The sequence below is a fragment of the Pantoea sp. X-Soil-YNGN-785 genome (assembly GCF_059730585.1).
In genome coordinates this window covers 3,354,036-3,376,730 of record NZ_AP035942.1, presented here as the reverse complement: position 1 = coordinate 3,376,730, position 22,695 = coordinate 3,354,036, and the positions used below count along the sequence as shown (strand labels likewise).

The 22,695-nt window shown below is 57.6% G+C and carries 19 protein-coding genes; 8 read left to right on the top strand and 11 right to left on the bottom strand.

Annotation, left to right across the window (positions count from 1 at the left end):
• Positions 1 to 11 precede the first annotated feature (11 nt).
• Positions 12 to 749, top strand: a complete 738-nt coding sequence (locus tag AC6I8E_RS15645) for a 1-acylglycerol-3-phosphate O-acyltransferase (RefSeq protein WP_013359046.1) — start codon at positions 12 to 14, stop codon at positions 747 to 749.
• Between the two features lie 142 nt (positions 750 to 891).
• Positions 892 to 2,322, top strand: coding sequence for a cell division protein FtsP (ftsP, locus tag AC6I8E_RS15640; protein ID WP_497824210.1), 1,431 nt, complete (start codon positions 892 to 894; stop codon positions 2,320 to 2,322).
• A gap of 74 nt (positions 2,323 to 2,396) precedes the next feature.
• On the opposite strand, the gene dkgA is transcribed toward ftsP, so the two are convergent.
• Positions 2,397 to 3,221 (bottom strand): 2,5-didehydrogluconate reductase DkgA, encoded by an 825-nt coding sequence (gene dkgA, locus AC6I8E_RS15635; protein ID WP_013359044.1) that lies wholly within the window; start codon positions 3,219 to 3,221, stop codon positions 2,397 to 2,399.
• A gap of 203 nt (positions 3,222 to 3,424) precedes the next feature.
• On the opposite strand from dkgA, the gene AC6I8E_RS15630 reads away from it, so the two are divergent.
• The gene (locus AC6I8E_RS15630) at positions 3,425 to 4,333 is read left to right on the top strand and encodes an AraC family transcriptional regulator (protein WP_013359043.1); all 909 of its coding nucleotides are present in this window, start codon (positions 3,425 to 3,427) and stop codon (positions 4,331 to 4,333) included.
• A 30-nt stretch (positions 4,334 to 4,363) separates the two neighbouring features.
• Here the strand turns inward: AC6I8E_RS15630 and AC6I8E_RS15625 are convergent, their stop codons facing one another.
• The 5 genes from AC6I8E_RS15625 to AC6I8E_RS15605 form a co-directional block, all read right to left on the bottom strand.
• Positions 4,364 to 5,026, bottom strand: coding sequence for a DedA family protein (locus tag AC6I8E_RS15625; protein ID WP_033733897.1), 663 nt, complete (start codon positions 5,024 to 5,026; stop codon positions 4,364 to 4,366).
• Between the two features lie 175 nt (positions 5,027 to 5,201).
• On the bottom strand, positions 5,202 to 6,392 hold the full coding sequence (gene metC, locus AC6I8E_RS15620; protein WP_497824209.1) for a cystathionine beta-lyase: 1,191 nt from the start codon (positions 6,390 to 6,392) through the stop codon (positions 5,202 to 5,204).
• A gap of 133 nt (positions 6,393 to 6,525) precedes the next feature.
• Complete coding sequence (locus AC6I8E_RS15615; protein WP_061063367.1) at positions 6,526 to 7,812, bottom strand: TRAP transporter large permease; 1,287 nt, start codon at positions 7,810 to 7,812, stop codon at positions 6,526 to 6,528.
• A 14-nt stretch (positions 7,813 to 7,826) separates the two neighbouring features.
• The gene (locus tag AC6I8E_RS15610; protein ID WP_147789804.1) at positions 7,827 to 8,333 is read right to left on the bottom strand and encodes a TRAP transporter small permease; all 507 of its coding nucleotides are present in this window, start codon (positions 8,331 to 8,333) and stop codon (positions 7,827 to 7,829) included.
• Between the two features lie 49 nt (positions 8,334 to 8,382).
• Positions 8,383 to 9,354: a TRAP transporter substrate-binding protein gene (locus tag AC6I8E_RS15605; RefSeq protein ID WP_013359038.1), complete on the bottom strand. Its 972-nt coding sequence runs from the start codon at positions 9,352 to 9,354 to the stop codon at positions 8,383 to 8,385.
• A gap of 349 nt (positions 9,355 to 9,703) precedes the next feature.
• Here AC6I8E_RS15605 and exbB point away from each other — a divergent pair, with 349 nt between their 5' ends.
• The 3 genes from exbB (at position 9,704) to AC6I8E_RS15590 (ending at position 12,414) form a co-directional block, all read left to right on the top strand.
• Positions 9,704 to 10,426 (top strand): tol-pal system-associated acyl-CoA thioesterase, encoded by a 723-nt coding sequence (gene exbB / locus AC6I8E_RS15600; protein WP_013359037.1) that lies wholly within the window; start codon positions 9,704 to 9,706, stop codon positions 10,424 to 10,426.
• 6 nt (positions 10,427 to 10,432) lie between these two features.
• Positions 10,433 to 10,855 carry a TonB system transport protein ExbD gene (gene exbD / locus AC6I8E_RS15595; protein ID WP_013359036.1) on the top strand — a complete coding sequence of 141 codons (423 nt, stop codon included), beginning with the start codon at positions 10,433 to 10,435 and terminating at the stop codon, positions 10,853 to 10,855.
• Between the two features lie 236 nt (positions 10,856 to 11,091).
• Complete coding sequence (locus AC6I8E_RS15590) at positions 11,092 to 12,414, top strand: MFS transporter (RefSeq protein ID WP_013359035.1); 1,323 nt, start codon at positions 11,092 to 11,094, stop codon at positions 12,412 to 12,414.
• Here AC6I8E_RS15590 and AC6I8E_RS15585 read toward each other — a convergent pair.
• The 5 genes from AC6I8E_RS15585 to AC6I8E_RS15565 are packed head-to-tail and all read right to left on the bottom strand — an operon-like array spanning position 12,411 to position 17,668.
• The gene (locus AC6I8E_RS15585; RefSeq protein WP_013359034.1) at positions 12,411 to 13,388 is read right to left on the bottom strand and encodes a Csu type fimbrial protein; all 978 of its coding nucleotides are present in this window, start codon (positions 13,386 to 13,388) and stop codon (positions 12,411 to 12,413) included. The two genes, AC6I8E_RS15590 and AC6I8E_RS15585, sit on opposite strands and share 4 nt — an antisense overlap.
• Positions 13,385 to 15,832: a fimbria/pilus outer membrane usher protein gene (locus tag AC6I8E_RS15580; protein ID WP_370426752.1), complete on the bottom strand. Its 2,448-nt coding sequence runs from the start codon at positions 15,830 to 15,832 to the stop codon at positions 13,385 to 13,387. Before AC6I8E_RS15580 ends, AC6I8E_RS15585 begins: the two co-directional genes overlap by 4 nt.
• 7 nt (positions 15,833 to 15,839) lie before the next feature.
• Positions 15,840 to 16,535, bottom strand: a complete 696-nt coding sequence (locus tag AC6I8E_RS15575) for a fimbrial biogenesis chaperone (RefSeq protein ID WP_497824208.1) — start codon at positions 16,533 to 16,535, stop codon at positions 15,840 to 15,842.
• A gap of 25 nt (positions 16,536 to 16,560) precedes the next feature.
• The gene (locus AC6I8E_RS15570) at positions 16,561 to 17,076 is read right to left on the bottom strand and encodes a Csu type fimbrial protein (protein ID WP_013359031.1); all 516 of its coding nucleotides are present in this window, start codon (positions 17,074 to 17,076) and stop codon (positions 16,561 to 16,563) included.
• 22 nt (positions 17,077 to 17,098) lie between these two features.
• On the bottom strand, positions 17,099 to 17,668 hold the full coding sequence (locus tag AC6I8E_RS15565) for a spore coat protein U domain-containing protein (protein ID WP_013359030.1): 570 nt from the start codon (positions 17,666 to 17,668) through the stop codon (positions 17,099 to 17,101).
• A gap of 545 nt (positions 17,669 to 18,213) precedes the next feature.
• On the opposite strand from AC6I8E_RS15565, the gene AC6I8E_RS15560 reads away from it, so the two are divergent.
• Together AC6I8E_RS15560 and AC6I8E_RS15555 are read left to right on the top strand one after the other, a co-directional pair.
• Positions 18,214 to 20,295 carry a putative bifunctional diguanylate cyclase/phosphodiesterase gene (locus AC6I8E_RS15560; RefSeq protein ID WP_497824207.1) on the top strand — a complete coding sequence of 694 codons (2,082 nt, stop codon included), beginning with the start codon at positions 18,214 to 18,216 and terminating at the stop codon, positions 20,293 to 20,295.
• Between the two features lie 144 nt (positions 20,296 to 20,439).
• Positions 20,440 to 22,587 (top strand): putative bifunctional diguanylate cyclase/phosphodiesterase, encoded by a 2,148-nt coding sequence (locus AC6I8E_RS15555; RefSeq protein WP_497824206.1) that lies wholly within the window; start codon positions 20,440 to 20,442, stop codon positions 22,585 to 22,587.
• Positions 22,588 to 22,695 lie beyond the last annotated feature (108 nt).

Below are 22,695 nucleotides of genomic sequence, written 5' to 3'. Positions count from 1 at the left end.
ATGAGGGAACTATGTTACTGATTCTGCGTGCTATTATCGTCATCATTTATTCGATCCTGATCTGTATCTTTGGCTGTATCTGGTGTCTTTTTTCACCTCGCGATCCGCGCCACGTCGCCACTTTTGGCCATCTGTTCGGCAAATTGTCGACGGTATTTGGTCTTAAAGTCGATCTGCGCAGACCTGAAGGCGCTGAGAATTATGGCAATGCGATCTATATCGCCAACCATCAGAACAACTACGACATGGTCACCGCGGCCAAAATGGTGCAGCCCTATACGGTCACCGTGGGCAAGAAGAGCCTGCTGTGGGTGCCGTTTTTTGGCCTGCTCTACTGGCTGACCGGCAACCTGCTGATTGACCGCGATGACCGGGCGAAAGCGCGCGGCACCATCGGTGAGCTGGTGGATCAGTTTAACCGCAAGCGCATCTCTATCTGGATGTTCCCGGAAGGGACGCGCAGCCGTGGCCGTGGCCTGCTGCCGTTTAAAACCGGTGCCTTCCACGCTGCCGTGGCGGCGGGCGTGCCGATCATTCCGATTGTGGTCTCCAATACCCATGGCAAGATCGATCTCAATCGCTGGAACAACGGTCTGGTCATTGTTGAGATGCTGCCGCCGGTTGATGTAAAAGCATTCGAGTCTTCGTCGGTGCGTAAGCTGGCAACTCACTGCCGCGAACTGATGGCGGCGAAGCTGGAAGAGCTCAATGCCGAAGTCGCAGAACGCGAAAAAAACGGAAAAATCTGACCGGCGAGTCATTCGCCGAACTATCCTGCATGGATGCCGCGCGGCGAGCCTTATCCGGCTCGTCGTGAACGCAGCACAGCAAAAACAGATCAATAAAAACAGGGCCGGCGCTTAGCGCCACGCGTAAAGGGTCAGAAGTTTTATGTCTTTCAGCAGACGTCAGTTCATCCAGCTTTCTGCCGGAGCGGCGCTTAGCGCCAGTTTACTCCCTCATGCGGCATATGCCGCTTCTTCAGCTAATGGCGATACGCCACTTCCGGTTCCGCCGTTGCTGGAATCCCGTCGCGGCCAGCCGCTGTTCCTGACGATGCAGCGCAGCCACTGGTCATTTAATGGCGACAATAACAAAGTGCCGGTGTGGGGCATTAATGGCCTCTACCTTGGCCCGACCGTCCGGGTTTACAGCGGTGACGACGTTAAGCTGATCTACAGCAACCGGCTGAATGAGTCCGTCTCCATGACCGTCAGCGGTTTGCAGCTGCCGGGTGCGTTAATGGGTGGCGCGCCACGTATGATGTCGGCCGGTGTCGACTGGGCGCCGGTGCTGCCGATTCGTCAGGCAGCCTCAACCTGCTGGTATCACGCCAATACCCCAAACCGCATGGCGCCGCATATCTATAACGGTCTGGCGGGCATGTGGCTGGTGGAAGATGACATCGGCAAACAGCTGCCGCTGCCGAAGCATTACGGCGTCGATGACTTCCCCATCATCATTCAGGACAAGCGGCTCGATAACTTTGCCACGCCGGTCTATGACCCGCCGCAGGATGGTGGTTTCCTGGGTGATACGCTGCTGGTGAATGGGGTACGCAATCCTTATGTTGAGGTGTCACGCGGCTGGGTGCGCCTGCGTCTGCTGAACGCCTCGAATGCGCGACGCTATGAGATGGTGCTCAGCGACAATCGTCCGTTTATGGTGATTGCCAGTGATCAGGGCTATCTGCCTGCGCCGGTTGCGGTGCAGCGTCTGTCACTGGCGCCGGGCGAACGTCGTGAAGTGATGGTGGATATGTCGCAGGGTGACGAAGTGTCGATTACTGCCGGAACGGCGGCAGGCATTATGGATCGGCTGCGAGGTTTCTTTGAGCCATCTTCTATTCTGACTTCCACCTTGATCCTGACGCTGCGCCCAACCGGCTTACTGCCGCTGGTGACGGATAATCTGCCGATGCGGCTGCTGGCCGACCAGATTCTGGATGGCGTGGCGGTGCGCACCCGTGAATTCCGCATCGGTGATAGCATGCCGGGCATCAACGGCGCGCTCTGGGATATGAACCGCATTGACACCACTGCGCAGCAGGGCACCTTTGAGCGCTGGATCCTGCACGCCGATCGGCCGCAGTCGCTGCATATTCAGGGCGTGATGTTCCTGATTAAAAGTGTGAATGGCGCACAACCGATGGGTGAAGATCGTGGCTGGAAAGATACGGTGTGGGTCGATGGCAGCGTGGAACTGATGGTCAGCTTCCCGCAAAGTTCGTCAGATCACTTCCCGTTTGTCTACCACAGTCAGACCCTGGAACTGGCCGATCGCGGTACGGCGGGTCAGCTGGTGGTGCAGCCCACGGCATAACAGCGCGGTCAGGCGGGAAGAACCCGTCTGACCGCGTTACTCTCTCAGCCCGGCAACGGCAGGGCTGAGGGTTTTTAGTTAAAGGTTTCCGGATCTGGTCCCAGACGATTGCCGCTGTCCAGTTTCGCAATATCACTCACTTCATGCTTATCCAGACGGAAGTCGAACACCTTAAAGTTCTCTTCGATACGCGCTGGCGTCACCGACTTCGGAATCACCACCAGACCGCTATCCAGATGCCAGCGGATCACGATCTGCGCCGGGGTCTTGCCATATTTCTTCGCCAGCGACTTGATGATCTCCTGGTCGAAGACCCCTTTGCCGCCCTGGGCCAGCGGACTCCAGGATTCGGTCTGGATCTGGTGCAGCGCGTTCCACGCATGCAGCGTGCGCTGTTGTAGCATCGGGTGCAGCTCAATCTGGTTCACGACCGGCGTCACACCGGTTTCATCCAGCAGACGCTTCAGGTGCGCTTCATGGAAGTTACAGACGCCGATGCTTTTGGTCAGCCCCTGCTGCTGCAGTTCGATCATCTTCTTCCAGGCATCAACGTAATGGTCTTTTTCCGGGCACGGCCAGTGCATCAGATAGAGATCGACCTGATCCAGTTTGAGTTTCTCCAGGCTGGTTTCCATCGCCTGCTGAACATTCTGCTGATCGTCGTTCCACAGTTTGGTGGTCACGAAAATCTCTTCGCGCGGTACGTCGGTTTCCTGCAGAGCCTGGCCAATCGCCTCTTCATTCTTATAGGCGGCGGCGGTATCGATTGAGCGATAGCCGACCTCAAGCGCTTTCAGCACCGCATGACGCGCATCTTCGATGCTGGCCTGCCATACACCGAGTCCGAGTTGCGGCATCATATTGCCATCGCGCAGTTTGATAATGGGTTGGTCTGCCATAGTTGCTCCTTTCCGTTGCGGTTAACCCGTGAGAATTCACTGTGCTTAAGTCTAGCCAACAATTTTCAGCCTGCTCAGCGCCAGCAACAACAGCGGGTCTGCTCTCCTGCCCGATTCGGTAAATTTCTTGCCTGATTCTCCATGCTGCTGGCGGTTAAGGCATTAGCACGGCACACTGGCTTTTTGCCCGTAAAGGAGTCGCTATGGCGCACGATGCACTGTGTCACCGGCTGGCACAGCAGGTAGTCACCTTAATGACCCATGGTCGCGACCGTCTTTGCCCGGTCGAAAATGTGTCGCTGATTTATGCTAATCAATATCGTCCCCGTACGCCGATGATGTATCAGCCCGGCATTGTCATCCTGTTTCAGGGCAGCAAAACCGGCTATCTCGGCAGCACCGTGTTTCAGTATGACGCCAGCAAATACCTGATGCTGACCGTGCCGCTGCCGGTGGAGTGCGAAACCTGGGCCTCGCCGGAGATCCCGATTGCCGGGCTGTGTCTCAGGGTTGATACCGCCAGCCTGCAGGATCTGCTGATTGAAATTGGCGACGACGATCAGTTTCAGCCGCAGCCGCAGACTTCGGGTATTCACTCGGCCTGGCTGACGGAACCGATGCTGTGCGCCGCGGAGCGACTGCTGGATGTGATGACCCAGCCGCGCGATGCGCGCGTGCTGGGGCCGCATATCGTGCGGGAAATTATCTACTATGTGCTGACCGGCCCGATTGGCGGCGCGCTGCTTTCGCTGGTGAGCCGACAGACGCAGTTCAGCCTCATCGCGCGCGCCCTGCGACGGATTGAGAATCACTATGCGGAAAACCTCAGCGTCGATGCGCTGGCCGCGGAAGTGAATATGAGCGTCTCAGCCTTTCACCATAACTTCAAAGCGGTGACGCAGACCTCGCCGTTACAGTATCTCAAGCGCTATCGCCTGCATCAGGCGCGGCTGCTGATGCTGCACGATGGACTCAAGGCGAGTGCGGCGGCGGTGCGGGTGGGCTATGAAAGCCCTTCGCAATTTTCGCGGGAGTTTAAACGCTATTTCGGTGTGACGCCGGGGGAAGAGGTGAGTCGTGTCAGGCAGACGGTAGCGGATCCGTCCGCCTGAGTGGCGGTGGATCCGAAAGCCAGACGCGCGTCAGGCGCGTTTCTGGCGACGCTTTTTCCAGATCACCACAATGCTGCCGGACAGGCCGAGCACCAGCAGCACCATCGGCAGTATCATCAGAATCGCCATCACCTGATCTTCATGACGCTTGATAAACGGCACCTGGCTGATGCCATAGCCAAAGGCAACCACAATGCCGACCCACAGCACGCCGCTGAGCCAGTTAAACAGCTGAAAGCGGCCATTCTGCAGGCCTGCAATGCCCGCCATGGTCGGCAGGATAGTGCGGATAAAGGCAAGAAAACGGCCAACCAGCAGCGCCATCAGCCCGTGACGGTTAAACATATTCCAGGCGCGCTGGTGATACTGTGCCGGCAGATGCATCAGCCAGCTTTTCACCAGTCGGGTATTCCCCAGCCAGCGGCCCTGCAGATAGCTCAGCCAGCAGCCGAGGCTGGCGGCGGTCGTGAGGATCACCATCGTCGGCACAAAATCCATCACCCCTTTAGCCACCATCGCGCCTGCCAGCAGCAGCAGACTGTCGCCCGGCAGGAAAGAGGCGGGCAACAGACCATTTTCCAGAAACAGCGTCAGGAACATCACGCCGTACACCACCCACACCACATCCGGATTTGCCAGCGCGGCAAAATCCTGATGCCAGAGCGCCTGGACAATCTCGTGTAAAACACCCATTAGCGATTCCATCACGTCACAAGGAACAATCCGTCTGCGTTCAGGCAGCACGGCAATCTCACCGGTAAGCTGAACGATGCGGGATAAATTTTAACAACAAATGAGCCGGTGCCCGGCAAACTCTCCGGGCCGCCGCTACGTGGTTTATCTTCTGTTTACTTTCTGTTTATCTGACTTAGCGCGTCAGGCGCGCAAAACCGGCCTCCAGGTCAGCCAGCAGATCATCAACGTGCTCCAGACCAATGTGCAACCGCACCAGCGTGCCGGTGAAATCCACACCGCCCGCCGGTCGAATCTCAGCCAGCTCTTCCGGCTGATTCGCCAGGATCAGCGATTCATAGCCGCCCCAGGAGTAAGCCATGCTGAAATGATGGAAGTGATCGAGATATTCCGCCAGTTGGGGCGCGTCTAATTTTTCCTGCAGGATGAACGAGAACAGGCCGCTGCTGCCGTTAAAATCGCGCTGCCAGAATGCATGACCTTTGCTTTGCGCCAGCGCCGGGTGATTGACACGTGCCACTTCCGGGCGCGCCGCCAGCCACTCAGCCACCTGAATTGCGCTCTCTTCATGCTGACGCAGACGGGTGCCCAGTGTACGCAGACCGCGGCTCGCCATGTAGGCGGTATCGGCATCCACCATCTGGCCCATCAGATAAGAGTTCTCACGCAGCTGGTCGATACAGCGTGCATTGGCGACCGCCGTGCCGATCATCGCATCGCTGTGACCAATCAGATATTTGGTGCCAGCCTGAATCGAGATGTCGATGCCGTGCGCCAGCGCGTCAAACAGAATACCGGCCGCCCAGGTGTTGTCGATCATGATGATCGCCTCGGGCGCTTTAGCGCGTACCGCTGCCACAATCGCCGGAATATCCTGAACTTCCATCGTGATTGAAGCGGGCGACTCCAGGAAGACAACACGGGTGTTGGGTTGCACCAGCTCACCGATTTCACTGCCGATGCAGTGATCGAACCAGCCCGTGGAAACCTGCAGCTTAGCGAGAATTTTAGTACAGAAGTCCTGCGTCGGTTCATAGACCGCACCGCTCATCAGTACGTGGTCGCCCGCCTCGACAAACGCCAGAATCGCGTTTGCCACGGCAGCCGCGCCGCAGGGATAGAGCACACAGCCCGCACCGCCTTCCAGCTCGGTCATCGCATCCTGTAGCGCAAAGTGCGTCAGGGTGCCGCGACGGCCATAAAAAAGTTCGCCTTTTGCCCGACCGGCGGTGGCGCGTTTCTTCTCTGCAACCGTATCAAAAACCAGCGAAGAGGCGCGCTGAATGACGCTGTTCACCGAGCCCTGGGTATAACGCTTGCTGCGTCCTGCACTGACGAGCATGGTATCAATTTTTCTGGTGGTCATGAGTCGCCTTTACCGCTTCAGACTAAGCCCTCACGTTATCACGAAACGGCCAGCAGGGTTGAGACTCAATGGTGATTATCAGAGTGCGTCGCAGGAAAAAAACCGGCCCGCAAGCGAGCCGGTTTTCATTGCCTTACATCACGCCCATCAGGCGCGGCAACCAGAGTGAAATAGCGGGAATATAGGTAATCAGCATCAGCACCAGGAACAGCATGCCGTAGAACGGCAGCATCGCCCCGACGACCTGCTCAATCTTCTGCTTACTCACCGCGCTGGCCACAAACAGCACGGTGCCGACCGGCGGCGTAATCAGCCCGATGCCCAGGTTCGTCAGCATGATCATGCCAAAGTGAACCGGATCGACCCCCAGCGCGGTGGCTACCGGCAGCAGCACCGGCGTCAGGATCAGAATCAGCGGCGCCATATCCATCAGCGTGCCCACCACCAGCAGCAGGATGTTGATACACATCAGGATCACATATTTGTTATCGGAGAGGCTGGTGAACGCTTCGGTAATAATGGTTGGCAGCTGCATAAAGGTCATTACCGCGCCAAACCCGGCCGCGAAAGCGATCAGCACCATCACGATGGTGACGGTTTTAATGGTGCGGAACAGCAGGATATGCAGCTGACTCCATTTAAAGTCGCGATAGATAAACATGGTGACGAAGAACGCCCAGATACAGGCAATCGCAGCGGACTCCGAGGCGGTAAAGATGCCGGAGAGGATCCCCCCCATGATGATCACGACGGTAAACAGCCCCCAGAACGCGTCGAAGAAAATCTTCAGCGCCTGACGAAACGGAATACGCTCGCCTTTGGGGTAGCCGCGTTTACGGGCAAAGCCCAGACACATCACCATCAGGCAGGCCCCCAGCAGCAGGCCAGGAAAAATCCCGGCGACAAACAGCGAGGAGATAGTCACCATGCCGCCGGTCGCCAGCGAGTAAATCACCGAGTTGTGGCTGGGGGGCGTCAGCACCGCCTGAACGGAGCCGCTGGCGGTTACGGCCGCCGCAAAGTCACGCGGATAGCCTTTCTCCTCCATCTGCGGAATCATCACCGAACCAATCGAGGCGGTATCGGCTACCGACGATCCGGAGATAGCGCCAAAAAAGGTTGAAGCGACGATATTAACCAGCGACAGCCCGCCGCGAATAAAACCGACAAAGATATAGGCGAAGTTGACCAGGCGACGGGCAATGCCGCCCTCTGCCATAATCGCGCCAGCGAGGATAAAGAACGGAATGGTCAGCAGCGAAAATTTGTTAATTCCGTTGGTCACCTGAATCACCACCGCTTCCAGCGGCAGATCGATCCACCAGGCTCCAATAAAGGCGCTCAGTCCCACCGCAAAAGCGACCGGAAAACCCACCATCAGCAACACCAGCAAACTGCCTATCAAGATCAATGCATCCATTTTTCTGCTCCGCGTTAGTGGGTGCCGCCCAGCGTGACAATCGGCCGCTGGCTCTGATCGCCGCTCAGCAGACGCTCAATAACAAACAGCAGGGTGAAAATTGCACCAATCGGGATCGGCAGATACATCTCGCCGTAAGTCACTGCCGGGAGTGAGGCGAGGGTCTGCACCCACATCGCTTCGCACAGGCTGTAACTGGCCTGGAAGATCACCAGACAGGTGACGATCATCAGCAGATCGCTGACGCGCAGCATCAGGCGCTGCCGGGCAGGCGACAGGCGGTCAGTGACCATCGACACGCAGATATGGGTTCCGGCGCGCAGACCCACCGGTGCGCCAATAAAGGTAAAAATAATCATGCAGATAATGGCAACCGGCTCCGGCCAGGAGAGCGCGCCGTTCATCACGTAACGGGCGAAGATCCCCATCGGGATTACCGTCACCATGATCAACAGCGCCACGGCGGCCACCAGCATGCAGAGCAGATAAAGCCCATCCATCAGACGTGCATAAGCAGACATAATTGATACCTGATTAAATACGCCACACGGCAGCGCGGCGCGGGAAGGGTTATTTCACCTCAGCGATCCGGGTCATCAGATCCTGATATTTGCCGCCAAACTGATCGCGTACTGGCTGAGTCGCTTTGACGAAATAGTCGCGGTCGGTCTGCTGGAAGGTGACGCCGCCCGCCTTCATTTTGGCGATCGACGCTTCGGTATAGGTCGCCCAGAGCTGGCGCTCCTCATCCTGTGCCTCTTTGCCAAGCTTTTTCAGCAGCGCCTGATCCTCAGGCTTCAGGCGATCCCAGGCGCGTTTTGAAAACAGGATCATCTCTGGCTGGATAAAGTGGCCGCTGAGGGTGTAATACTTCGCGACCGGCATATAGTTATGGGCGACAAAGGTTGGTGGGTTGTTTTCGGTGCCATCAACCACGCCGGTCTGCATCGCACTGAACACTTCACTGACGCCCATCGCCACCGGATTGGCGCCCATCGCTTTCAGGGTTGCCAGCGAGATGGCGCTGTTCTGCACCCGGATTTTCATGCCCCTGAGATCGTCCGGCTTCACCAGTGGCTTCTTGGTGATCATGTTGCGCTCACCGGCATCGGTCCAGCCCAGGAACACCATGCGGGCGTTGGGATCGTTATCGAATTTGTCGGCAATCTCGCGGCCTATATCGCCATCCAGCACGTTGTGCATGTGGTCAACGTCGCGGAAAATGTAGGGCAGGGTCAGCACGCTGGTTTCCGGGGCAATCGAGGTGACCGGGGCCAGCGAGACGCGGATCATATCGATAGCCCCCAGCTGCACCTGTTGCAGCGTCTGATCTTCATCACCCAGCACGCCACCGGCGTAGAGCTTCATCTCCAGCCGTCCATCGGTGGCCTGTTTCAGTTTGTCGCCCATGTGTTGCAGAGCGACCACGGTGGGATAACCGGCAGGCTGCACTTCAGCCACTTTAATCACCTGTGCCGTGGCGGTGGCACTCGCTATCATCGCTGCCAGGGCACTGGCCACGCATGTTTTCATCATTCTCATTATATTGTCTCCCGCAGAGGTAAGACGGCCTGCGGTCAGGGCTAACCGCAGAGGGCCGTAAGGAGCCAGCATAGTGAAAACGTGTCTGAGTAAAATGCAGCAATGCTGATTGAATGAATTCCATCACATTTTGAAACGTTGTTTTAATAAATTTTCATGCGGCTTCACATTTTAGAAACATCCTCATAAACCGTGCCTGAACCTGCTCAACATCAGGTCAATAGGGCGGATCAGCTTTGTAAATAGTAATGAGAACGACTATCAATTCGCCGCCATTTTGCTATTATTTGCGCTTGTTTCGCATCCCTGAATCAGAAGTTGGAGAAGCAGCGTGGTAGCCAGTGATTTGATGCAAACGGACCTCTCCGTTTGGGGCATGTATCAACATGCCGATATCGTGGTAAAGGTGGTCATGATTGGCCTGTTATTGGCCTCAGTGGTGACCTGGGCGATCTTCTTCGGCAAATATGCCGAACTCAGCGCGGCTAAGCGTCGCCTGAAGCGTGAGCAACTGGCACTGGGCGAAGCCCGCAATCTGAATGACGCCGCCCGCATTGCCAAAGCCTTTACCGGGCACAGCCACTCTGTGGTGCTGTTGAACGATGCGCAGAATGAACTTGAACTGTCGGCTGGCGTGGAAGATACCAACGGCATTAAAGATCGCACCAGTTTCCGCCTCGAGCGCCGTGTAGCCGCCTTCAGCCGCCATGCGGGTCGTGGCAACGGTTTCCTGGCGACCATCGGGTCTGTCGCTCCGTTTATCGGCCTGTTCGGCACCGTCTGGGGCATCATGAACAGCTTTATCGGCATCGCGAAAACCCAGACCACCAACCTTGCGGTGGTGGCACCGGGTATTGCCGAAGCGCTGCTGGCGACCGCGATTGGTCTGGTTGCTGCGATCCCGGCCGTCGTCATCTATAACGTTTTTGCCCGCATGATTGCCAACTACAAAGCCTCGCTGGGTGATGTCGCCGCGCAGGTGATGCTGCTGCAGAGTCGTGATATCGATCTGGGCACCGTCGCCACAGAGGTTCCGCGTCCTGCGACCGCCCAGAAACTGCGCTTAGGGTAAGTTGTTATGGCCATGCGATTAAACGACGATCTGGAAACCGATGGTGAAATGCATGAGATCAACGTGACGCCGTTTATCGACGTCATGCTGGTGCTGCTGATCATCTTTATGGTGGCCGCGCCACTGGCTACGGTCGATGTGCGCGTTAATCTGCCTGCTTCCACCAGCGCGCCGCAACCGCGTCCGGAAAAGCCGGTCTATCTGTCGATTAAAGCAGATAAACAGCTTTACGTGGGTAACGATCAGGTCACCCCGGACTCGCTGGTTAACGTGCTGACCAGCCAGACGCAGGGCAACAAAGAGACCACCATTTTCTTCCAGGCTGACAAGTCGGTAGATTATGAAACGCTGATGAGCGTCATGGATAAGCTGCGCACGGCGGGCTACCTGAAAATCGGTCTGATGGGCATGGAAACCGTGAAGAAATAGCGGGTTATCCGGCAACATGAAAAGGCGACTGTTAAGGTCGCCTTTTTTTATGGCGACTCTTCAGCCAGATAAAATCAGGCAGATCAGCCGCCTGGCGGATCACTTATGCTGGCTGATCTGAATTGTTAATTGGTTGTTACTTATGTACACAGGATTGTAAAGTGCAATGGTGAGCCAGGTCACATTAATCTCGCCTCAGGCAGGCTAAAACGGCTAAAAAACAACAGGAAGCCGTTATGAGTCACACCCCGTCTTTACAAAAGCCGCCGAAAAGTGCTGCCCGAACCATCTTTAACGTCACCAGTGGTAACTTTCTGGAGATGTACGATTTTATGGTGTTTGGCTATTACGCCACCGCCATCGCCAAAACCTTCTTTCCCGGTGATGACCCGTTTGCTTCCCTGATGCTCACCCTGATGACCTTTGGTGCCGGCTTCCTGATGCGCCCGCTGGGGGCGATCATTCTGGGTGCCTACATCGACCATCATGGTCGTCGTAAAGGCTTATTACTGACGCTGGGCTTAATGGCGATAGGTACCCTGACCATTGCGCTGGTGCCAGGCTACGCCACGCTGGGCGCGGCGGCACCGATTCTGATTCTGCTGGGACGCCTGTTGCAGGGCTTCTCGGCAGGGGTTGAGCTGGGTGGCGTATCGGTCTATCTGGCGGAAGTCGCGCCGAAAGGTCGCAAAGGCTTTTTCGTCAGCTGGCAATCAGGCAGTCAGCAGATTGCGGTGATTTTTGCCGCCCTGCTGGGCCTGATGCTCAATCATCTGCTGGCGAAAGAGGCGGTGACGGAGTGGGGCTGGCGTATCCCGTTTGTGGTCGGCTGCCTGATTGTGCCGTTCCTGTTCTACATTCGCCGGATGCTGGAAGAGACCGAAGCGTTCAGCAAACGTAAACATCATCCGAGCATGACGGAAATTATGCGGTCAGTTGCCAGCAACTGGGCACTGGTGCTGGCGGGTATGCTGATGGTGGTCACCACTACGGTGATGTTCTACATGATCACTGCCTTTACCCCGACCTTTGGTAAAACCGTGCTGATGATGAGCGATAAGCAGGCGTTTCTGGTCACCCTCTGCGTGGGTGTCTCAAACCTGTTCTGGCTGCCGCTGATGGGCGCGCTGTCGGACCGCGTCGGTCGCCGTCCGCTGCTGATCATTTTTACCCTGCTGATGATTGTGACCACCTGGCCGGTGCTGCACTGGCTGGTGGGCTCGGCCAGCTTCGCTCATCTGCTGGAAGCGGAACTGTGGCTCTCGTTTCTTTATGCCAGTTACAACGGGGCGATGGTGGTATATCTGGCGGAGATTATGCCTGCTGAGGTGCGCGCCGCCGGTTTCTCTATGGCCTACAGTCTGGCGACGGCGCTGTTTGGCGGCTTCACACCTGCCATCTCCAGCTATCTGATCCACGCCACTGGTGATAAAGCGATGCCGGGCGTCTGGCTGACCTTTGCTGCCGTCTGCGGGCTGATCGGAACGCTGTTGATTGGCCGGATGGTGAAACAGTATCAGTTGCGCCACAGCGCGACGCCGGCCAGCGCTTCCCTCTAAAAAGACAAATCGACCACCACGCTGTCGCTGTAGTTACCGGCAGGCGGCGTGTTCTGCGTGGTCAGGATGCGCGCGGTGTAGTTAAAGCCGCGCGTCAGTCCATCCGTGGATACCGCCGTCGAGGTGGTACTGCTCCAGCGTTCCGTACCTGCCGGGCCCCAGCGATTGCTGGTGGTACTCTTATAAATCTCATAGCTCAGCCGATTCGTCCCGCTCGCCATATTCCTGACGCTGCTCACCGCATAGCTGCCATTGCTCAGTCCGACGGTATAGGTGCTGCCTTTACTGCACAATACGTTGATGGTTTGCGAGACGGTGGAAAAGCTGCCCACCAGCGGCGCGCTGCCAAAGCTGATATTGGGTGAGGTAATCGTCGTGCAGTCATTGGTCAGGATAGCGGTGATGTTAATCGGGATTACGCCGCTGCCGGTCTGCTCACTTAAGCAGAGATTGCCCACGCCGACGCTGGTGCAGATGCGATAAGTCACCGCCATGTTCAGCGTCACCTGATAGGTTCCGGCGGCAACCACCTGACCGGGAACGGTGCGCAGATAGACCGGAATGGCGAAGTTAAGGCTGCCCAGCAATCCCGCCAGGTTAATCAGCGTTTGTGAGCCATAGACAAAGGGCGTGCCACCGATGGTCAGTTCGGTGGCGCAGGCACTATCGGTGCAGAGTTGCACCGGCACATTATCGCTGCCGGTGTCACCGCTACGCTTGAGGATACCGCGCGTACCGCTGACAGTGGTTGCGCCGGTCAGCTGAAAGGTTATCTGGTTATTGCCGAGCAGCGACAGCGACGAGCCGGAGCCACAGTTGACGTTGGCGTTGGTGGTGACCGAGCTGACGGTGGTATTCGCCACAAAGGTGGTGACCGAACCAAAGCTTGCCGTGGAGGCGGGCAGGGTACAGGCGGCGTAGCTCAGTGACGGCAGTAGCAGCAACAGGCCAGCCAGTAACAGCGATCTCATCATAGTGGATTTCCGGACGTAAAAGGTTCAGCAGGCGCGGCGGCGCTGCCTGCAACAGGAGCCGGCAGCGCGCAGGTCAGAGGGCCATAGGTTTTCAGCGCCTGCGGCTGACCGCTGGCGATATGCAATTCGGTTTCGCAGCGGCGACCATCTGGCGTCACTACCTCGATCGGATTGCTGGCGGTAAGATCTTCCATCCAGACGATGCCATCCCAGCCGACATATCCGGTGGGATGGTCAGGACGCTGCACCAGGCTTGAGACCGGCAGCGGCTGGCCCTGCGCATCGACCAGGATCACACTGGCGGCGCGCAGTTTCTCCACCGGGAAATTGAGCAGGTAGCCGCTCTGACGTTTCACCGCGAAGCGCTGCTCAACCCGCGGCGTGGTCATATCGGCGGGCAGGTCGAGGGTGTCGATATCATATTTGGCCGGATAGTAGCTGCTGATGGCGGGCACCAGCAGATAGCCCTGTTGATTGGTGCGTCCCATCGACTGATTTTCGTAGCGCACGTTCACGTCGGGATAGCTTGTTTTCACCAGCACAAAGGCGTCGTTGATGGCGTTAGCGGCAAAGACGCTGTTATCCATTAACACCAGCGCACCGGAGAGATCGGCCCATTGCGTGAGGTTGTCATCATCGCCATAAAAACCGCCGGAGGTATCAATCTGGTTATTGCGATAGCGCAGACTGCCCTGACGATAATCGCCGCTGTCACCGCTCTGATTCGCCCATGAGGCATCCCAGGCGAACCCGCCGTCGCTGGGCATGGCGCTGGAGGCGTAGATACGCTGGCTGTCGCGACCGCGCTGATCGCGTTCGGTGCTGATGGCCGCGCTGCCCTGTTCACCAAACGGGATCACCAGCGAGAGGGCACCGGTCCAGCTCTTCTCCTGCTGATCGCGGCTGGCAGAGACATAGAGGCTGCTGTTACCCCACAGGTTTTTACTCCATGAGAGGTTCCACAGGCGGGTGCGGTCGCCCTGGCCGTCGGTGATATCGATGAAAGCGGCACCGACGCTGCCAAACTGGTTCAGCGAGACGCTGGTGCTGTACTGCGCACTCCGGCGCGACAGCGCGTAACGGCTATCCGCCTGGCTTCCGGCTCGGCTGCCAACCAGCGCCAGATTGCCGAAGTCGCTGCTGCGCTGGGTCTGCTGCGTGCCGATGTTGAACCAGCTATTGTTGTACTGATAACCCCAGCTGTATTGCCTGCCGCTCTCGCCCTCAAGCTGACTCTGCGCTACCGCGCCGTTGACCACGCCCCAGCTGCCGACGCGCAGCTGACCGCCCAGCCCGCCCATCGCCAGGCTTTCGCTGCCTTCAGCGTGACTCTCCAGCGTCAGCCAGTCGGTCATGCCGTATCGGTAAGAACCGCTGGCGGCGGCCTGCCCATAATCGAAGTTTTTTATGCCGTAGTTCTCGCGGATCGCGCCAGCGGAAAAGGCATAATCCGACAGGCCCGATTTCAGCAGATTACTGGAGACGTAAAACGGCATGGTGGTAGTGACGCGACGGCCCACCGCATCGGTAGTGGTGATCACCGCGTTACCCGCGCCATTAACAAACGGCACATTGGTCATCGACCAGGGGCCGGGCTGCACGTTTTCCTGGCTGGAACGATAGCCGTTGATAAAGAGATCAACGGTGGAGGGAACAGCTGCCTGGCCGGAAAAAGCGGGCAGCGGATAGGTCACCAGATCGGGACGGACGCTGAAGTCGCGGCCGACGCGGATGCCGCCAAGCCGCACGCTGCTGCTCCACGCCAGCGAATCGGTGACCAGATCGCCAACCCGCCAGCTTACCGCCGTGTTCTCATCTTCATTGCTCCACCAGCTGTCGTAGCGGATGTAGCCATCGTTCTGATAAGTCTTATTGCCTTCCAGCTGTTGCTGCCAGACACCGTTAGTGGAGACATGTCCGGTCTCACCAAACATCCGCAGTTCATGTCCGGCGGCAAGGCGGGTGCCGCTGTTATCGGTACGGCTGGCGTAAAGATCGTAGTTAATCAGCGCACCGCTACTGGTGCGGCCTGGATAACGCGGTCCGTTCTTTGCCTCACCAATGACCTGACCAGGCAGCCAGTCAGGCGGCACGGTCAGCAGCAGGCGCTGCCGCGCAGCGTCATACTCCACGCTGATGGATGGCAGGCTGCTGACATCAACCTCTGGCTGCTGGCCCAGCTTAGCCGGTGGCAGACCGGCACGCTGTAGATCGCCGCTACGCAGCCAGAAATGACCGTTGCGCTGCTCCACCGCCACAATGTTGCCGTTCGCCTGCTGGTTAATCACCAGCTCCAGCATATAACGCTGACCGCTGCCGGTGCTCTGCAGGCTGGGCGGCGGGGGCAGGGATGAGTAAGTCTCCGCCAGTACCGGATCCGGCGTAAGCGTGTAAATCACGCTGGCCACCGCCAGCGCGCAGGGATGCAGGGAAAAGGGTCTCATTCAGCGCTTACTTCTGAGCAGCGCTGCGCCACTGGCTTTTGTTCACGTCAGCGGTAAGTTCGCCCCCCACTGGCGAGGTGAGCGGCCAGCGATGCGTGCTGTCTGCCAGCACATAGCCGTATAAGCCTTCGCCCAGTTTGCGACCGCCAATCGCCACATTGCTGAGCCGGGCGTGGCCGTTGCCGCTGTTGGTCAGCTGAAGCCAGCGCTTGCCGCCCTCGCTGATCTGTTGCCAGCGCAGAGCAGGGCGGGCGCTGTCGGTGGAGAGCCCGGTACCATACACAAACAGCGGCACCGAATAGCGCATCTGAAAGGTCAGCCCGGCCTGATTCTCGCCAGGATTGTTCGGCGTCGGGATCTCATCCAGCACCACCCGATAGGCCAGCTCTTTACCGGCCGCCGGGGGCGTCTGTTTAATCAGCCTGACCAGCTGTTTCTGGCCCGGCTCCATTCGTACCATCGGCGGGCTGGCGACCACCTGCTGCTGGGTCTGATACTGCTCCTGACTGTTAATCTGCTGCCAGCTGAAAATCCGGATCTGCATCATGGTCGTACTGTTACCGCGATTCTCCAGCCAGAGTTCGCTGGCTTTCTCTTCAGGGTTAATGGCGGGGTCGATAGGCCAGATCATCACCGAGTTAGCGGCGAAGGCCGGAGAGAGCAGGGTGGGACTCAGCAGCAGCAGGGCGCGCAGTGGCTTCATGATCATATCCTTGTTTTCTATCGCCTCACCAGCTCAGGGTGACGGTCAGCGTGTCGGTATAGACGCCGGCGCGCGCAGTGCCGGGCAGTTGTAGCTGGCCATAGATCGGCAGCGTAATGTTATTGGCATTGCTATAGCTCAGCGACACCGCCTGGTTTACCGGGATGACCGTGGTGCGGCTGGCATTGCTAAAGAGCGTATAGGGAACGGTATTGGTGAAATTGGGCAGCTTCAGATTACGGGTCGTCGTGAAGTTGCTGCCCTGATTGATGCTCATGCTCAGCGTGGTGCCTGGCGTACAGGCAAGGTTAATGGAAGTGCTCTGCACGAAGCTGGCGTTGACGGTGCTGGTCGCCACACCAGACTGCGTGCCGAAATCAAGCGTGCCGAAAACGCCGGTATTGGTACCGGATATCACGCAGCCTGCCACAATCGACGCCGTAACCTGGAAAGTGCTGGTAGGCAGACTCCAGGCGTTAACGCTCCCTATCAGCAGAGGCAGACCGCGTGCGATCGTCAGGCAGGCTCGCCAGAGAACCACCTTTCTTTACCTGCGAGAGCAGTTAATAGTTCACGGCAACGTTGATCGTATCGGTATAGGTTCCGGCAGGGATCAGGGGGTTAAAGCCGCCGCCGACCACCCGGCCATAAATGGCGTAGTTGGTTCCCCGCGTCGGATCCGTCGTACCACTGGAGGCGATCGGCGTATTGTTGGCGATCGCCGTGGTGAAGGAGGCGTCACTGTAGAGGGTATAGGCGATACCCTGCGCATTATTCGATCCCAGAATCAGATAACGCGGCGAGGTAGAGGCAGTACCATAGATAGTAGCTGGCGCAGCATTGCTGCTGGTCACCACCACGTTGTAATCCTGACCGGTGGTGCAGCGCACAAAAATACCGTTACCGGCTGCACCGACCAGGGTGGCGTTCAGGGTATCAAAGGTGGCGGCGCTGCTACCAAAGTTCAGGGTACCAAAGTTAACGCCCGCCGTGGCTGACTGTCCGTTTACCAGACAACCGGTGGTCAGTGTTAACGTGGCATTGATGGTTCCCGAGGTCGTAGCCGCCTGGGTTAATGATGGAACAGCAACAGTTAATCCTGCAGCGGCAAACAGAAAAAGCTTGAGTTTCATAATATTTCCTTACGGATTATCGAGAGTCAGTGCTTTTTCACCCGGTGTTTATTAACGATTCAACCCAAAGTAAGGAAATAAAAATAACAAGTCCGGCAGCGCCGTAGTCCTAAGAAAAATCTCAGACTTAAGAATGATGATTTATATCAGTTTTATTTACTATAGATCAGTTAAAGCGTTACGCGAAGTGCGGCTGTTTATTTTTCGTTAATCAAATGGTCTTTCTGGCCGATAACCCAGTTACAGCAAGGCGTAAAAGCGAGACGGCAAAACAAAATCCCTTGTTTTTTCGGCCTCTGGTATGCTTTCTGCTTCGGTGATATGTTCCTGTACCAATCAGACATAATAACGATTTACCGCCAGAGACAGCAGGCGGTTAATAAGATGCAGGTCACAAATGGCCCTGCGTTTATGGGCCTGTTTTGCCCGGTCTTCAGGGCCAGTAAATACTGAAGTTAATTAACTTTCACCCATTGGGTGTTTTTAAAATTACTTTTCTGACTTTACACAGCACCTGCTTTTCTGCGGGTGGTGAGGAGTTGTACATGTTGCTTGTCACCTGGGATAGCGTGCTGATCTGCGTTTCGCTGCTCGTGGCGTTTATTGCCTCTTTTACAGCGCTGGACACTGCCGGACGGGTGGCGGTCTCCCATGGCTGGAGCGCGCGGTTCTGGCTGCTGGTGGGCGGCACGGCAATGGGGATTGGCATCTGGGCCATGCATTTTATCGGGATGCTGGCAATGATGATGCCGATGACGATGCGCTATGACACGCGGCTGACGATCCTCTCGCTGCTGGTGGCGATCCTGGCGTCAATATTCGCCTTCGGCCAGACGGTTGGCGGCCTGCATCTCACCCGTCAGCGGCTGCTGCGCGGCACGCTGATCCTGGGCGCGGGCGTGGTGGTGATGCACTATCTTGGTATGTCGGCCCTGCTGATTGATCCGCAACCTGAGTGGAATACGATGCTGGTGGCGCTCTCGGTGCTGATTGCGTTCGTCGCCTCGGGCGTGGCGCTGTGGCTGGCGTTTCATCTGCGGCAGGGTGACCATCATCTGCTGCTGATGCGTGGGCTGGCCTCAATAGTGATGGGGATCGCGATTGCAGGCATGCACTATGTGGGCATGGCGGCGGCGGTGTTCAGCCACGACAGCACCATGCTGCCGCACGGCGTCAGTAATCCGGGACTGGCGGTATGGGTCTCGCTGATTACGCTGAGTATTCTGGGGATCACCCTGCTGAGTTCGATGCTGGACGCTCAGGTGCGCGCCGCGCGGCTGGCAACCCGGCTCAATCGCGCTAACCAGGAACTGCGTCAGCTGGCGATGCATGACAACCTGACGGCGCTGCCCAACCGGGTGATGCTGGAGCAGCAGCTTGATCTCGCCATCAAACAGGCGACGCTGAATGAAGATCGCTTTGCCGTGATCTATATGGATCTGGACGGCTTCAAGGCGGTCAATGATACCTGGGGACATCACGTCGGTGACCGGCTACTGGTGGCAGTGGCGGAACGGCTACGCAGTCAGCTCAGTAACACCATGCTGCTGGTGCGGCTGGGCGGGGATGAGTTTGTGCTGATGGCGGAGTGTGATATCAGCCCGGCCCGGCAGCTGGCGCAAAAACTGGTGAAAGTAATCGGTTCGCCGTTTGAACTTGACCGCTATGTACTGCACGTTTCACTCAGTGCCGGTATTGCGATCTTTCCACTGCATGGCCGCAGCCGGCAGGAGCTGTTGTTTAATGCCGACGCGGCGATGTACCACACCAAACACAGTGGGCGAAACGGCTGGTGCCTGTTTGAGCCCGCCATGAGCGCGGCAACGCAGCATCAGCTGGAGCTGGCCAACGATCTGTGGGAAGCGATCGATCGCCAGCAGATGCGGCTGTTCTATCAGCCCAAATTCCGTTCCGGCGGCACACGATTAATGGGATTTGAAGCGCTGCTGCGCTGGCAGCATCCGCAGCGCGGTCTGCTGACGCCTGAGCTGTTTTTGCCGCGCGCCGAAAAAACCGGTCAGATTGTGGCGCTGGGCAACTGGGTGATTGAGGAGGCGTGCCGTCAGTTAAGGATCTGGCACAGTCAGGGACACAGCGACTGGACGGTCTCGGTAAATCTCTCGGCGTTGCAGTTTCACCAGCGCGATCTCCTCAGCACGCTGACCGGGACGCTGGCGCGTTACCAGCTGTCAGGGAGCGCGCTGATGCTGGAGATCACCGAAACGATTGCCATGCGAGACCCTGTTTTCAGCCAGCAGCGGATCCGTGAGTTGCAGCAGGCAGGCGTCAGCGTCGCCATTGATAACTTCGGCATCGGCTATGCCAACCTGTTGCATCTTAAGCATCTGGATGCCAGTGAACTCAAGATTGATCGCAGCTTTATCAACTGCCTGCGACCTGGCAGTGAAGATGCGACCGTGGTCAGCGCCATGCTGACGCTGGCGCAGAGTCTCAACCTGCGCATGGTAGCGGAAGGTGTTGAGACGGAAGAGCAGCAGCATCTGCTCACCAGCTTAGGCTTTGATGCATTGCAGGGATATCTGCTGGGCAAGCCAACGCCTCCGGATCGGGTTGACGCGTTCAGTTTTCCCGCACTGCGGCAGCCGGTGTCGTCGGTTTCTGGCTGAAGCTGACGATAGATTTCATCACTCAGAATGAGTGGAAAGGATGCAGGGTTCGCGGCTCATTAACCGCCGGGCTATGCCGATAACTCATACAAATTTAAAAAAACCTCTGCCCAACCACCAGCACGGCTTTCGCGGGAATGCACTATGTTAGCAACCTCATACGACTCTTTTATCGTCATCGTCTCAGTTCTTGTCGCGATGCTGGCTTCGTTTACCGCCTTAGATATGGCGGGACGGGTGGTACATTCTACCGGCAAAGTGGCGCTGGTCTGGCTGTTCGGCGGCGGTTTCTCCATGGGTATTGGCATCTGGGCGATGCACTTTATCGGCATGCTGTCGATGAGCATGGAGATGGTCATGAGCTACAACGCCGGACTTACCGCCCTCTCCGCCGCCATTGCCGTCTGCGCGTCGATATTTGCACTGTGGCTGGTCTGCAGCAGTGGCGATCTGCCTTTGCCGCGTCTGGCGGGCGGCGCGCTGATCCTCGGCAGTGGTGTCGCGGCGATGCACTACACCGGCATGGCGGCGCTGATGTTCTCGCCCGGTATCGTCTGGCAATGGGGCTGGGTAGCGCTGTCGGTGGCGATTGCTCTGGCCGCTTCGGGCGCGGCGCTGTGGCTGGCGTTTAACCTGCGTGAGGGTCAGACCGGCCGGGTCACACTGCTGCGCATTGGCGCTTCGGTGGTGATGGGCTGTGCGATTGCAGGCATGCACTATACCGGCATGATGGCAGCAGAGTTTCCCACCCACAGTCATCCGGTCGGGCAGGGCGTTAACAGCAACTGGCTGGCGATTCTGGTCACGGTGGTCACCATTTCGATTCTGGGCATTACCCTGCTGGTCTCGATGCTGGATGCGCGGATGCAGGCGCGTACCTCGATTCTCGCCAGTTCGCTGGCTGAAGCGAATCGCGAGCTGGCTCAGCTGGCGCTGCACGATAACCTGACCCGGCTGCCGAACCGTATCCTGCTGGAGGATCGACTGGAGCAGGCGATCAACAAAGCGAACCGTGAGCAGACGCAGTTTGCCCTGATGTTTATGGATCTCGATGGGTTTAAGGCGGTTAACGACGCCTTCGGACATCACATTGGCGACAGTCTGCTGGTCGGTGTGACCGAGCGGATGAGTCAGCAGATGACCGGCTACTACACGCTGGCGCGGCTCGGTGGTGATGAGTTTGTGCTGCTGGTTGAGATCGACGATCCCAATGATGCTGCGGCCATCGCCGATAAGCTGGTTAAAGCGGTGGATCGCCCGTTTGATATCTCACGCTATGAACTGGTGGTCTCACTGAGTCTGGGTATCGCCGTCTATCCCGGTGATGGCGTGGATGAGCGTGAACTGATGTTCAACGCCGATGCAGCGATGTACCATACCAAAAATAATGGCCGCAACGGCTACACCTTCTTCCAGCCCTCAATGAACATTCAGGCGCAGAGCCAGCTTCAGCTGAATAACGATCTCTGGCATGCGCTGGAGAACGACGAACTGCGCCTGTTCTATCAGCCAAAATATTGTGCACCGCGCGGCCCGATCCTCGGTTTTGAGGCGTTACTCCGCTGGCAGCATCCGAAGCGTGGCCTGCTGTCGCCCGATAAATTCCTGCCGATGGCGGAAAAGACCGGCATGATTGTCAGCATCGGCAACTGGGTGATCCATGAAGCCTGTCGTCAGCTGCGGCAGTGGCATCTGCAGGGCCATCCGGACTGGTCGGTGGCGGTGAACCTGTCGGCGCTGCAGTTTGAACAATCGAATCTGGTAGAGACGGTGGTGGATGCGCTGGCAAAACATCAGATTCCGGCCGAACTGCTGACGCTGGAAGTGACGGAGACCACTGCGATGCGCGATCCCGATGAGAGCGTGCGTATTCTCACCGAGCTGACCCAGCTCGGCGTGAAAGCCTCGATTGATGACTTTGGCACCGGCTACTCCAGCCTGCTCTATCTGAAACGGCTGCCGGCCAGCGAGCTTAAGATCGACCGGGCCTTTGTGAATGAGCTGCAACATCAGAAAGAAGATGCCACCATCGTGTCGGCGATTGTGGCGCTGGCGCAGTCGCTGCAGCTGAAAGTGGTGGCTGAAGGCGTTGAAACCGCTGAGCAGCAGGCCTTTCTGACCAGCCTGGGCTGCAATACGCTGCAGGGCTATCTGCTGGGCAAGCCGGTTCCCCCTGAGCGGGTGCCGGATCTGGCTAATTTTGTGGTGCCGGAAACGGAGGTGGCGATGGCAAACGTGAGCCCGATGACTGAGGCCGATCAGCCCCTGACGCCGCAGGTGGCGGTGATCTGACGCGCCTGAGTAGCGCTGAATCAGCGTAATCGGAGACGATAAGCGATGCGCGCCGCCTGTCATTGGCCGCCGTGCGTGGTAAAGTCTCGCGGTCAGACGACTCGCGGT